Genomic DNA, 12,611 nt, shown 5'->3' with positions numbered 1-12,611 from the left:
CACCCGGGCCGCCCTGCACGGCCCGACGGTCCGCGCCCGCGAGGCCGCGCGGGCCGGCGACGCGATGACGTACGCGGCCGCCCTGGCGGAGCTCGCGTCGATCCCGGTCCCCACCCTGGTGCCCGACGCGCGCTGAGCGGTCGGGAGCTCGGAGCGTGCCGGGCCTGGACGGGGGGGAGGGCCAGGCCCGGCACGCGTCCCGCGAGGGTCACATCGCCGTTGGCGTGACCCTGGTTCGGGAACCCTCGGGGAGTGCGCTCAGGAGCGCACCACCTGCTGCGCAGGAGCAGCAGGCCCGGGGGCCCAGGTGTGGGGGACCACCTGGTTGGTCTGGATGTCGGTGAGCTCGGCGGCGTACACGATGCCCTCGTACACGCCGGCCTCGACGCGGTTGAGGTGCAGGCGCTCGGCCCGCTCGATGTCGTCGCCCAGGTGGGAGATGCGGGCGACCACGTAGCGCTGGGCGTCCTGCCACTGGTCGACCACGCGGACGTGGAGGCCGTTCCAGCGAGCGGTGAGGTCGAGCTCGAACAGCTCGGTGACGTCCTCGCGGGCCACGCGCCGGTACCAGCGGCCCGACGGCGACTGGTGGAACCCGGTCTCGGCGAGCGGTGGGTTGGCGAGGGCGAGGACCACGGTGTGGCCGCCGTCGACCACGTCGGCCTCCAGGTAGGCGCCGTGCCACTTGGCGACGGGACCGACGCAGCGCGACAGCGACGCGAGCGACGGGCGCGGGGCACCCAGCTGCGTGACCGTCCAGCCGGCGCCGACGTCGCCGTAGCGGGCGAGCAGCGTGGAGGTGCCGTTGTCGTAGATCCGCACAAGCTCGGCACCCGGGGGGATGCGCGAGTGCCGCAGCCACCACAGCGGGAGGATGTAGCCGGGGACGTCGCGGTACTGCAGCTGGGGGGACGACTCGAAGCGGAGCACGTCGATCGAGCGGTCGTACGGGCTGAAGGGGGACCCCTCGTACCCCAGGCCGTGCACCTCGAACAGCTGCGCCGGAGTCGTCGCGAAGTCGACGTCCTCGGCGCGTACCACGTATCCCGCCAGGCGGTCGTGTCCCGCGGTGAGGTGAGCGCGGGTGAGCGCTGGCGTGATCGCCTTCTGCATGAGCGTCACGATGGGCATCCTTGCCAGAAATGGGGTGAACCGGATCTTTCAGACCGGTCGGTGCACGATTGTGCAGGCCCTATAGGGCACCTGTCCAGAAGCGGTCACTCATACGTGTGAAATCGCAGGTCAGCGCGTCTGAGAGCGGTTCCGTCGAAACGGTTCGGCTTCTGTCCGGCGGACGGCAGAAGATGGTGGTCGGACGCCGCCCGGTCACCCGTTCGGCGCAGTGCCGATGGACGTGCCGGGGCGTTCGGGGTGTAGTCCGGCCCCTCAGGCGTCCAGGTAGGCCACGAGCTCGCGCGCCAGGCCCGTGTACGAGGCCGGCGTGAGGGCCGCGAGACGCGCGGCGACGTCGTCGGGAAGCCCGAGGCCGCCGATGAACCCGCGCATGTCCGCCGCCGTCAGCCGGCGGCCACGGGTCAGCTCCTTCAGCCGCTCGTACGGGTTCTCCATGCCGGTGACGCCGGCGACCGACGCCGCGCGCATGGCGGACTGGACGGGCTCGCCCAGCACCTCCCAGTTCTCGTCGAGCTCGCGGGCCAGCAGCACCGCGTCGACCGACAGGGCGCGCAGCCCGCGGGCGACGTTGTCGATGGCCAGCAGAGAGTGCCCGAACGCCGGGCCGATGTTGCGCTGCGTGGTCGAGTCGGTGAGGTCGCGCTGCAGGCGGCTGGTCACCAGGGTGCTCGCGAGCGTGTCCAGCAGGGCGCTCGACAGCTCGAGGTTGGCCTCGGCGTTCTCGAACCGGATCGGGTTGACCTTGTGCGGCATGGTCGAGCTACCCGTCGCGCCCGCCACGGGGATCTGGATGAAGACGCCGCGCGAGATGTACGTCCACACGTCGGTGGCCAGGTTGTGCAGCACGCGGTTGAACCGGGCCACGTCGGCGTAGAGCTCGGCCTGCCAGTCGTGCGACTCGATCTGCGTGGTCAGCGGGTTCCAGGTGAGGCCCAGGTGCTCGACGAACGACCTGCTGACGGCCGGCCAGTCCGCGCCCGGCACCGCGACGACGTGCGCGCCGTAGGTGCCCGTGGCGCCGTTGAGCTTGCCCAGGTACTCGTCGCTGTCGATGCGGACGAGCTGGCGGCGGAGCCGGTGCGCGAGGACCGCGAGCTCCTTGCCGAGCGTGGTCGGCGTCGCGGGCTGCCCGTGCGTGAGGGCGAGCATCGGCTGGTCGGCCAGCTCGCGCGCGAGCCCCGCGACCTGGTCGACGAGCGCGCCCGCTGCCGGTGCCCAGACCTCCCGCACCGCGCCGCGGACCATCAGCGCGTACGACAGGTTGTTGATGTCCTCGCTGGTGCACGCGAAGTGCACCAGCTCGCCCACCTCGCGCAGCGCGGAGCCCTCGGGCGCGGCCGCCAGGCGGCTCTTCAGGAAGTACTCGACGGCCTTGACGTCGTGCACGGTGATCTTCTCGATCGCCGCGAGCTCGGCGACCTCGTCGGGTCCGAAGGTCGCGACGACGTCGCGCAGGTACGCGACGTCGTCGTCGGTCAGGCTCGGCGCACCGGGGACGACCGCGTTCGTCGTCAGGTGGATCAGCCACTCGACCTCGACGTGCACCCGCTCGCGGTTGAGGGCCGCCTCGCTCAGGTGGTCGACCAGCGGCGCCACCGCGGCGCGGTAGCGGCCGTCGAGCGGGCCGAGGGCGATGGGCGGCGTGACATCCGCGAGCGTGACGCGTGAAGACATGCCGTCATCATCCCAGAGCGGCCCGGTCGGGTGCGGCGCCGTCCGCGGCCGGACGCGGTCAGTAGCCTGTGCGAACCGGCGGGGGTCGCCGGTCCTGGAGGGCGAGGAGCACGGTGGCGACGCAGGAGCGCAGGCCGAGTGCCCTGCTGCTGGTCGGCGCGTTCGTCGTCGTCGCCGTCCTCGGCGCGGCTCTGGCCGGACCGTTCCGGCTGGGGCAGCGGGCCAAGGGCGGCGAGCCGTTCGAGATCCCCCCGTTCTCCCCGCCGCCGGCCACCTCGACGCCGGTGCCGGTGGAGTCCGCGCTGGACGGCGTGCGGATCCCGATGCAGGCCCAGCGCTGGATCTACCTCGTGGTCATCGCGATCATCGGGGCGCTGCTGGTGTTCGCGGTGTTCCTCGTCGTCAAGCGGATCCGGCTGATGCGCGCGCGGCACGCCCCGTACGAGGTGGACGCGGCGGACCCCGACGTCGAGCTGGGCGGCGACGTGCTCGACAGTGCCACGCCCGCGCTGCGCGAGGGGGTCCGGCGAGCCGCGCAGGTGCTGGAGGACGAGGTGCCGCCCGGTGACGCGGTGATCGCGGCGTGGGTGGCGCTCGAGGCGTCCGCGGAGCGCAGCGGGCTGGTGCGCTCCCGCGCGCAGACGGCGACCGAGTTCACCGTCGAGGTGCTCGACGCCACGCGCGCGGACCCCGACGCGACCCGGGCCCTCTTGCAGCTGTACCTCGCGGCGCGGTACTCCGAGCACGTGCTCACGCCCGACGACGTCGCCGCCGCCCGGTCCAGCCTGGCGGCGATCGCGGACGACCTCGGGCACCGGACGGAGGAGTCGTGAGGGAGTGGCGCCCGCTCGTGGGGTTCGGCGTCGGCGGCCTCGGGGCCTGGGCGGCGGGGCTGACGGTCCAGACGTCCGCGCTCGTCGGGCTGTTCGTCGCGGCGGGCGTCCTGCTGTTCACCCGCCTGGACGGCACGCCCGACCCGGGGTGGGACCGCGATCGCTCGCCGCGCCGGCACGGCGCCCGCGGCGAGGTGCAGGACCTCGCGTGGGCGATGGTCGCGCGCGACGGCCGCGTGGGCGAGCGCGTGCTGCGGCGGCTCAAGGAGGTCGCGCGCCGCCGGCTCGCGCGCCACGGGCTGACGCTGGAGGACCCCGGCGCCGAGCAGCTGATCGGCACTCGGGCGCTCACCACGCTGACCCGCACGAAGTCACCGCTGCCGTCCATCGCGGACGTGCGGCACACCCTCGACGTGCTCGACCGCCTCGGACCGAGGCGCCCCAGCCCTACCGACACCGGGAGCCCGCAGACATGACCGAGCAGCCCACCACCCTGACCGTCGCGCAGGTCGCGGACCGCGGGAACGCCGTCCTCGACGAGGTCGCGACGCTCGTCGTCGGCATGCACGAACCCGTGAAGGTGGCGCTCGCGGCGATCCTCGGCGGCGGCCACGTGCTCTTCGAGGACGTCCCCGGCCTGGGCAAGACGCTCGCGGCGCGCAGCCTGGCGACCGCGCTCGGGCTGACGTTCCGGCGGGTCCAGTGCACGCCCGACCTGCTGCCGTCGGACATCACCGGCTCGAGCGTCTTCGACCCGTCCACGGCGTCGTTCGCGTTCCGGCCGGGCCCGGTGTTCGCGGGGCTGCTGCTGGCCGACGAGATCAACCGGACCGCCCCGAAGACCCAGTCGGCGCTCCTGGAGGCGATGGCCGAGCGCCAGGTCACCGTCGACGGCCAGACGTACCCGCTGCCCGACCCGTTCCATGTCGTCGCGACCTCGAACCCCGTCGAGTACGAGGGCACCTACCCCCTGCCGGAGGCCCAGCTCGACCGGTTCATGGTCAGGCTCGCGGTCGGGTACCCGGACCGCGACGCCGAGGTCGACGTGCTGTCGCGCCGGCTGGCGCGGCGCCAGGAGATGGGCACGGTGCGGACCGTCGTGGACGCCGTCACGCTGCGCGCGATGCAGGCCGGGGTCGAGGCGGTCACGGTCGACCACGACATCCTGCGGTACTGCGTGGACCTCGCCGCGGCGACCCGAGCGCACGACGCCGTCGAGGTGGGCGCCTCGCCCCGTGGGTCGCAGGCGCTCGTGCTGGTCGCGCGGTCGCTCGCGGTGCTGTCCGGACGGGACTTCGTCACGCCCGAGGACGTCAAGGCGGTCGCCGTGCCCGCCCTCGCGCACCGGCTCTCACTGACCCCGCAGGCGTGGGCCACCGGCACCGCGCCGCAGGGCGTCGTCGACGACGTGCTCAAGCGGGTCGCCGGCCCGACCACGGCGAGGCGCGGATGACGTGGGTGCGCTCGCGGGCGACGGCCGCCGGGGTCGTCGTCGGCCTCGTGCTGGTGGTCGTCGGTGCGCTGCTCGGCCGTCCGGACGTCGCCGTGCTCGGCGCCGCGCCCCTGGTGGCCGGCGTGTGGGACTGGCGCCGGCGGCCCTCCGCGGACCCGACCGTGCGGCTGGTGGCGTCCGACGTGCCGCCCGAGGCGGGGACGCTGCGCGCCGACGTCGTCGTCGAGTCTCCCGGCGGGGTGCTGGTCGGCGTCCGGCGCGGGGCTCGCGAGCTGGCCGAGGCGTGGGTGCGCGTCGACGGCTCCCGCACGCTGCCGCTGGTGGTGCACACGGTCCGCACGGGGCCGCAGGAGCTCGCGTTCGTCGACGCCCAGGGCGTGGGGCCCGGCGCCGCGAGCGTGTCCGAGCCGACGCCGGCCGTGTCGCGCGCCGCGCTCGTGCTGCCCGCGCCGCGCCCACTCGGCGAGCTCCCGCTGCCGCCCCGGCTGCGCGGGCTCACCGGCGCGCACGAGTCACGGCGGCCCGGCGAGGGCGGCGGCCTGCGCGACGTCCACCCGTTCGCGCCCGGGGACCGGCTGCGACGGATCGACTGGCGGGTCACCGCGCGCCGTGCCCCGGACCTGCACGAGCTCTATGTCCGGCGTGAGCACGCGCTCGCCGAGGCGGTCGTCGTGCTGGTGGTGGACTCGCGCGACGACGTCGGCCCCGACCCGCGGACGTGGCGCGGCTCGGTGCCCGCCCGCGCGGAGGACCCGACGTCGCTAGACCTCGCCCGGCAGGCCGCCGCCTCGGCCGCCCAGGGCTACCTCGGGCTCGGCGACCGCGTGGGGCTCGACGACCTCGGCGCCCTGCGCCGGCCGCTCCMGCCCGGCGGCGGCCGCCGGCAGCTGGACCGCATCCGGCACGCGCTCGCGCTGACGCGTCCCGAGGGCGACCCCCTGCGCCGGCTCCGCGCGCCGCAGGTGCCGTCGGGCGCGCTCGTCCTGCTGTTCTCCACGTTCCTCGACGACGAGGCGGCCGTCGTGGCGGCGGTCTGGCGCCGCGCCGGCCACCGGGTGATCGCCGTCGACGTCCTGCCCACGCTGCGGGAGAACGCGCTGGGCGAGCGCGAGCGGCTCGCGCTGCGGCTCATCCGGCTGGCGCGCGAGGACCGGCTGGCCGACCTGGCGGACCTCGACGTGGAGCTGGTGACGTGGCGGGACGCGCCCCACATCTCGCTGGCGTCGCTCGCGCGGCGCGCGCAGCGGCGGGCCGGGGCGTCGCGATGAGCGCGGTGCCGGAGGTCACGATCGACCTGGTCCGACCCGTGCCCGCCTGGGTCGTCCGGGCCGCGCTCGCGGTGCTCTCCGGGGCGACCCTCGCGGTCGCCTTCGCCGGCACAGGTCCACGTCCGCCCGTCCTCCTCGTCGGGGCGTTCGTCGTCCTGGTCGGCGCGACGGTCGTGTACCCGGGCCTCGGCCTGGCGGCCCTCGTGGTCCTCGTGGCGGCGACGCGGCTGTTCGTCGGCGACGCGCCCGCGCTCGGCGTCGTGATGGCCCTCGTGCTGCTGGTGCACCTGACCCTGTGGGCCGGTGCGGTGGCCGCGCGGGCCTCGTGGCGGACGCAGGTGGAGGCGGCCGTGCTCGCCGCGACCGCGCGGGACGTCGCGGTCGTGCAGGTGGGGGCGCAGGTGCTCGCGGTGGTCGCGACGGTGCTGGCTGGGGTGTCGGTGGGCGACGGCGACCTGTGGCGTGCTCTGGCGCTCGTGGCGGCGATCGGCGCGTCGGCGCTGCTCCTGCCGCGACCCGCCGGCTAGCACTCGAGCCGTCCACAGCCCCTCGATCAGGTGGGCCGGTCCACGGGTTCGGCGACGGCCCGGCTCTCGCCCCTCCCGCCTCCTAGCGTCCTCGGCATGCAGAGCGAGCAGGGGCTGTCGCAGGTGTACCGGGCACTGGACGACGTCGCGGAGGCGCACCGGCTGCTGCTCGGCGCCGCGGGCGTGGAGTGGGAGTCGGGTGCGGCGGACCGGTTCCGCGCGGCTCTGGGTGAGGCGCAGGTGCGGGTGCGGGAGGCGCGGGCGGCCGTCGAGCTGGCCGTCCGCCYGGTCGCTGTCGCGGACGCCTCGCCGGTGCTCGGCGGCGCGGCAGGGCTGTGAGCGCCGCGGACCACGGCGGCGGCTTCCGCGTGGTCGGCGGGCCCGGGCCGACGGCCGTCGACGTCGAGGAGCTCACGTTCCTGTGCCGGCGGCTGTCTGACGCGGCCGACCGGCTCGACGCCGCAGCCTGGTCCCTGACGCGCGCGGTCGAGGCGTGCAGCGGGGTCAGCCCGTCCGCACGCGCGGCGCGGTCCGCGGTGGTGGCCGCACGGGACGGCCGGGGGTCGCCATGGCGCGCCGCCGGTCGGCTGCGCGAGCTGGTCGACGCGCTGCGCCGGGTCGTCGAGCTCTACGCCGGGGCCGAGTCGGCGGCGCACCGGGCGCTGAGGTCGGCGGTCGTCGGGGGCGCGGGCCGGCTGGGCGAGGCGCCGGTGGTGGCGGCGCTGCTCGGCGTCGGAGCGGTCGCCCTCGTCGTGGCGGGCGTGGGCACGCTCGTCGCCGGCAGCGTGGTCCGGTCCGTGCTCCTCCGCCGGCCGGAACCGGTGCTCCCCGCGCTGCTCGCGCGCGCCCGGCCGGTGGCCGCCGCCCTGCCGGGTCGCTTGACCGCGGACGGTCGGGCGGAGCTCGGGATCCTCGCCGTCGGCGCGTTCGTCCGCGGCCTCGCCCCCGGCGTGCAGGTCCCGAGCCTGCGGCCCGTCCCGGCCGGCGCCGCGACCCTCTTCGGTCCGCTACCCGCGGCGGGGCCGACCGCGCTCCTCGTCCGGGCGCGGCCGCCCCAGCTCCCGGCGCCCCGGACGACGGCGGGCGTGCTGGCCAACGTCGCGCGCACCTACGAGGGAGGCACCGAGACCGGCCTGCTCGGGACGCCGCCGGGGGTCGTCTCCGTGCAGCAGCTCACGCATCCCGACGGCTCCCGCGCCTGGGTGGTCGAGATCCCGGGGACGGAGAGCTGGGACCTCGGTGCGACGACGCCGATGGACCTCACCACCAACGGCCGCCTGCTGGCGGGGCTGCCCGACGACCTGACCGACGCGGTCGTGGAGGCCATGCGCCTCTCGGGCATCGGGGCCGACGACCCCGTGATGCTCGCCGGGCACAGCCAGGGCGGCATGGTCGCGATGTCGGTGGCGGCGGCGGTCGGCGGCACGTACACGATCCGGGCGGTCGCGACCGCCGGGACGCCGGACATCCCGCGGCCCGCGCCGCCCGGGGTGGAGGTGCGGCACTACCGCCACCGCGAGGACGCGGTGCCGCAGCTGGACGGCGTGCCCGACCTCACGGGGGCGCAGGTCACCGTCGTCACGCGCGACCTGGGGTCGACGGGTGGACCGGTGGTCCCGACCCCTCTGCAGGCGCACTCGGCAGCCCGCTACGTCGAGACCGCAGCCCTCGCCGACGTCGAGCTCGCGGGCAGCCCCGGTCTGCGGTCGTTCGACGAGGCGGCGGGCTCCGTGCTCGGTCCGCCCGGCACAACGGCGGTCACGCGGCAGTTCCAGGCGACGCGCGAGCCCGCGCAGGTGGCCGCGCAGCCACCGCGGCTGTGGCCTAGTAGCTGACCTCCACGGAGGTGGAGCGTTCCGGGCTGCTGCCCGGGATGAGGACCGAGAGCACCAGGCTCACGATCGCGATGATGATGCCGCCCCAGCAGGCGACTCCGAAGTTGTCGATCCGCAGACCCCAGCTGGTCGCCTCCGTGATCCACGCCGTGAGCATGAGCATGAGGGCGTTCACCACGATGGTGAACAGGCCGAGCGTGAGGATGTACAGGGGGATCGAGAGGATCGCCACGATCGGCTTGACGATCGCGTTGACGATCCCGAACACGAGGGCGATGAGCAGGATGATGCCGAGCTGCTGCCAGCCGGTCTCGCCGCCGACGATCTCGAGCCCGGGCAGGATCAACGTGGCGAGCCAGATGGCGACGCCGTTGATGAGGACGCGGACGAGGAAAGCCATACGTCGATCCTGCCACGGAGGCGTCCGGGGGGTTCGAGGCGCGCTGCCCGTTGTGTCCGTCACGACGGGCCGCCGTCGGGACCGGCCGGCGCCGCAGGCGGTGGCATGCTGACCCCGTGACCCGAGTCCCCCTCCGCAAGGCGCTCGCCGACCTGCCGCCGTACGTCCCGGGAGCCCGCGTCCCCGTCGGCGCGGCCGCGTTCAAGCTCTCGTCGAACGAGAACCCGTACCCGCCGCTGCCGTCGGTGGTGCTGGCCATCTCCGACGCCGCCGAGGACGTCAACCGGTACCCGGACATGTACGCGACCGAGCTGACCGAGGCCATCGCGGGCTCGCTCGGCGTGGCCCCGGAGAACGTGGTGACCGGTTGCGGCTCGGTCGCGGTGCTGGGCCACGTGCTCACCGCGGTGTGCGAGCCGGGCGACCAGGTCGTCGTGCCGTGGCGCTCGTTCGAGGCCTACCCGATCGCCATCACGCTGGCGGGAGCGGTCGGCGTGCGGGTGCCGGTGGGCGAGGACGGACGCCTCGACCTCGCGGCGATGGCCGCGGCCGTGACGCCGCGGACCAAGGTCGTGCTGGTGTGCACCCCGAACAACCCGACCGGCCCGGCCGTCCACGCCGACGAGCTGGCCGTGTTCCTGGACGCGGTCCCCCACGACGTCCTCGTCGTTCTCGACGAGGCGTACGTCGAGTTCGTCCGCGACCCGGAGGCGCCCGACGGCCTCGCGGTGTTCGCCGAGCACCCGAACGTGGTGCTGCTGCGCACGTTCTCCAAGGCGTTCGGGCTGGCCGGCCTGCGGGTCGGGTACGCCGTGGCGCGCCCCCGCCTCGCCGCGGGGATCCGCGCCGCGTCCACCCCGTTCGGGGTCTCCCACGTCGGGCAGCTGGCGGCCCTCGCGTCGCTGCGCGCGACGGACGAGCTCATGACCAGGGTCGACGCCATCGTCGGGGAGCGAGCGCGGCTCCTGGCCGGGCTGCGCAAGCAGGGCTGGGTCGTGCCCGACAGCCAGGCCAACTTCGTCTGGCTCCCGCTCGGCGACCAGGCCTCGGCGTTCGCCGAGCGCACGGGACGGGCCGGCGTGCTCGTGCGCCCGTTCGCGGGCGACGGGGTCCGGGTCAGCGTGGGCGAGCCGGAGGCGACCGATCTGCTGCTCGAGGTCGCCGGGGAGTGGCTGGCACGCTGAGCCTGCGCGGCCGGGTGTAGACAGTCCACAAGGGCCCGCGCCGAGGCTTGTCGGGGTCCTTCTCGCGCAACCTACGGTGCCGTAGCCTACGCTGACGTAGGTTCGAGCTGCTGGGCTCCGACACCGACCCGGAGCGGCACCCCGCCGCGGCACGCGAAGGAGAACCGTGTGGTCCCGAACGGCCCCCTGACCGACGACGGTCTCGTGCAGCTGCTGACCCCCGCCGGTCAGCGCACGGCCCACCCCGACTACGACCCCCGGATCGCGCACCTCGACGCCGACGCCCTGCGCGGCCTGTACCGCGACATGGTGCTCGTGCGCCGCTTCGACAACGAGGCGACGTCGCTCCAGCGCCAGGGCGAGCTGGCCCTGTTCGCGCAGAGCCTCGGCCAGGAGGCCGCGCAGATCGGCTCCGGCCGTGCCCTGCGCGCGCAGGACCAGGTGTTCCCCAGCTACCGCGAGCACGGGGTCGCGCACACCCGCGGCGTCGACCTGACGGAGGTGCTGCGCCTGTTCCGCGGCATCGACCACGGCGGCTGGGACCCGCTCGCGCACGGGTTCCACCTGTACACGCTGGTCATCGGGTCGCACACGCTGCACGCGACCGGCTACGCCATGGGCCTGCAGCGCGACGGCGCGGTCGGGTCGGGAGACCCGTCCCGGGACGCGGCCGTGGTCACGTACTTCGGCGACGGCTCGACCTCGCAGGGCGACGTGAGCGAGGCGCTCGTCTTCGCGGCGGTGAACAACGCGCCGGTCGTCTTCTTCTGCCAGAACAACCAGTGGGCGATCTCCGAGCCGACCAGCCGGCAGTCGCGCGTGCCGCTGGCCGACCGCGGCCCCGGGTTCGGCATCCCGAGCGTGCGGGTCGACGGCAACGACGTCCTGGCCACCTACGCCGTGACCGCGGAGGCGCTCGAGCGCGCGCGGTCCGGCGGCGGACCCACGTTCATCGAGGCGTTCACGTACCGGATGGGCGCGCACACGACCTCCGACGACCCGAGCCGCTACCGCTCCGCCGCCGAGGAGGAGTACTGGCGCCAGCGCGACCCGCTCGACCGGCTGCGCCTGCACCTCGAGGAGCGGGGCGAGCTGCCGCGGTCGTTCCTCGACGCGCTCGCGGCCGAGGGCGACGCGCTGGGCGAGCGGATCCGCACGACGGTCCGCGGCATGGGCCGGCCGTCGGCGGCCTCGATGTTCGAGCACGTCTACGCGACGCCGCACTCCGTGGTGGAGTCCGAGCGTGCGTGGTTCGAGGCCTACGAGGCGTCGTTCATGGACTCCAACCAGTCCGGTGAGGGGAGCCACCGATGACCACCATCACGTTCGCCAAGGCGATCAACCTCGGGCTGCGCAAGTCGCTGGAGCAGAGCCCCAAGGTGCTGCTCATGGGCGAGGACATCGGCGCGCTCGGTGGCGTGTTCCGCGTGACCGACGGCCTGCAGAAGGACTTCGGCGGCGACCGCGTCGTGGACACCCCGCTGGCCGAGTCCGGCATCGTCGGCACCGCGATCGGCCTGGCGCTGCGCGGCTACCGGCCCGTGTGCGAGATCCAGTTCGACGGCTTCATCTTCCCGGCGTTCGACCAGATCACCACGCAGCTGGCCAAGATGCACTACCGGTCGAAGGGCCGGCTCACGCTGCCCGTCGTCATCCGCGTGCCCTACGGCGGCGGCATCGGCGCGGTCGAGCACCACAGCGAGTCGCCCGAGGCCCTGTTCGCGCACACCGCCGGCCTGCGGGTGATCAGCCCGTCGTCGCCCGCCGAGGCGTTCACGATGATCCAGCAGGCGATCGCGTCGCCGGACCCCGTCCTGTTCTTCGAGCCCAAGGGCCGGTACTGGGAGAAGGGCGAGGTCGACGTCGACGCCGCGATCGACGCTCCCCACCCGGCGCTCGACACCGCGAAGGTGCTCCGCCCGGGCACCGACGTCACGGTCGTCGCCTACGGCCCCACCGTGCAGACGGCGCTCAAGGCCGCCGAGACGGCCGCCGCCGAGGGCACGAGCATCGAGGTGGTCGACCTGCGGACGCTCAGCCCGCTCGACACCGCCACCGTGGCGGCCTCGGTCCGGCGCACCGGCCGCTGCGTCGTCGTGCACGAGGCCCCCGTGCTCTACGGCACCGGCGCCGAGGTGGCCGCGCGCATCACCGAGGAGTGCTTCTTCCACCTCGAGGCCCCCGTGCTGCGTGTCGGCGGCTTCCACATGCCGTACCCCGTCGCCAAGATCGAGCACGACTACCTGCCCGGGCTCGACCGCGTCCTCGACGCCGTCGACCGCTCGCTGGCCTTCTGAGGAGAC

At 74.8% G+C, this 12,611-nt stretch carries 13 protein-coding genes; 10 read left to right on the top strand and 3 right to left on the bottom strand.

Annotated elements, in window-relative coordinates; translation table 11 throughout:
* Positions 1-258: 258 nt before the first annotated feature.
* Together AC1DT4_RS05390 and purB are read right to left on the bottom strand one after the other, a co-directional pair.
* The gene (locus AC1DT4_RS05390) at positions 259-1,113 is read right to left on the bottom strand and encodes a hypothetical protein (protein ID WP_477088748.1); all 855 of its coding nucleotides are present in this window, start codon (positions 1,111-1,113) and stop codon (positions 259-261) included.
* A 273-nt stretch (positions 1,114-1,386) separates the two neighbouring features.
* Positions 1,387-2,808 carry an adenylosuccinate lyase gene (gene purB, locus AC1DT4_RS05385; RefSeq protein WP_477088739.1) on the bottom strand — a complete coding sequence of 474 codons (1,422 nt, stop codon included), beginning with the start codon at positions 2,806-2,808 and terminating at the stop codon, positions 1,387-1,389.
* Positions 2,809-2,921: 113 nt separating this feature from the next.
* Here purB and AC1DT4_RS05380 point away from each other — a divergent pair, with 113 nt between their 5' ends.
* From AC1DT4_RS05380 to AC1DT4_RS05350, 7 genes are all read left to right on the top strand, one after another.
* A complete protein-coding gene (locus AC1DT4_RS05380; protein WP_477088738.1) occupies positions 2,922-3,641 on the top strand; it encodes a DUF4129 domain-containing protein in 720 nt (239 codons plus the stop codon).
* Positions 3,638-4,117 (top strand): hypothetical protein, encoded by a 480-nt coding sequence (locus AC1DT4_RS05375; protein WP_477088737.1) that lies wholly within the window; start codon positions 3,638-3,640, stop codon positions 4,115-4,117. The genes AC1DT4_RS05380 and AC1DT4_RS05375 overlap by 4 nt, the downstream gene beginning before the upstream one ends.
* Positions 4,114-5,094: an AAA family ATPase gene (locus tag AC1DT4_RS05370; protein ID WP_477088736.1), complete on the top strand. Its 981-nt coding sequence runs from the start codon at positions 4,114-4,116 to the stop codon at positions 5,092-5,094. Before AC1DT4_RS05375 ends, AC1DT4_RS05370 begins: the two co-directional genes overlap by 4 nt.
* Positions 5,091-6,362 (top strand): DUF58 domain-containing protein, encoded by a 1,272-nt coding sequence (locus AC1DT4_RS05365; RefSeq protein ID WP_477088735.1) that lies wholly within the window; start codon positions 5,091-5,093, stop codon positions 6,360-6,362. The genes AC1DT4_RS05370 and AC1DT4_RS05365 overlap by 4 nt, the downstream gene beginning before the upstream one ends.
* Complete coding sequence (locus AC1DT4_RS05360; protein WP_477088734.1) at positions 6,359-6,889, top strand: hypothetical protein; 531 nt, start codon at positions 6,359-6,361, stop codon at positions 6,887-6,889. Before AC1DT4_RS05365 ends, AC1DT4_RS05360 begins: the two co-directional genes overlap by 4 nt.
* Positions 6,890-6,985: 96 nt before the next feature.
* Complete coding sequence (locus tag AC1DT4_RS05355) at positions 6,986-7,228, top strand: hypothetical protein (RefSeq protein ID WP_477088733.1); 243 nt, start codon at positions 6,986-6,988, stop codon at positions 7,226-7,228.
* Positions 7,225-8,724, top strand: a complete 1,500-nt coding sequence (locus tag AC1DT4_RS05350) for a hypothetical protein (RefSeq protein ID WP_477088732.1) — start codon at positions 7,225-7,227, stop codon at positions 8,722-8,724. The genes AC1DT4_RS05355 and AC1DT4_RS05350 overlap by 4 nt, the downstream gene beginning before the upstream one ends.
* Here AC1DT4_RS05350 and AC1DT4_RS05345 read toward each other — a convergent pair.
* Complete coding sequence (locus AC1DT4_RS05345) at positions 8,714-9,124, bottom strand: phage holin family protein (protein ID WP_477088731.1); 411 nt, start codon at positions 9,122-9,124, stop codon at positions 8,714-8,716. The genes AC1DT4_RS05350 and AC1DT4_RS05345 overlap by 11 nt on opposite strands.
* 116 nt (positions 9,125-9,240) lie before the next feature.
* Between AC1DT4_RS05345 and hisC the strand changes: the two genes are divergently transcribed.
* The 3 genes from hisC (at position 9,241) to AC1DT4_RS05330 (ending at position 12,605) form a co-directional block, all read left to right on the top strand.
* Positions 9,241-10,308: a histidinol-phosphate transaminase gene (hisC, locus tag AC1DT4_RS05340; protein ID WP_477088730.1), complete on the top strand. Its 1,068-nt coding sequence runs from the start codon at positions 9,241-9,243 to the stop codon at positions 10,306-10,308.
* A gap of 168 nt (positions 10,309-10,476) precedes the next feature.
* A complete protein-coding gene (pdhA, locus tag AC1DT4_RS05335; protein WP_477088729.1) occupies positions 10,477-11,622 on the top strand; it encodes a pyruvate dehydrogenase (acetyl-transferring) E1 component subunit alpha in 1,146 nt (381 codons plus the stop codon).
* Entirely contained in the window at positions 11,619-12,605 is a 987-nt protein-coding gene (locus AC1DT4_RS05330) for an alpha-ketoacid dehydrogenase subunit beta (protein WP_477088728.1), read from the top strand. The genes pdhA and AC1DT4_RS05330 overlap by 4 nt, the downstream gene beginning before the upstream one ends.
* Positions 12,606-12,611 lie beyond the last annotated feature (6 nt).

Source organism: Cellulomonas sp. P4_D11 (assembly GCF_056401915.1).
The sequence above is the reverse complement of the archived record's forward strand: the minus strand, read 5'-3'. Positions and strand labels throughout refer to the sequence as shown.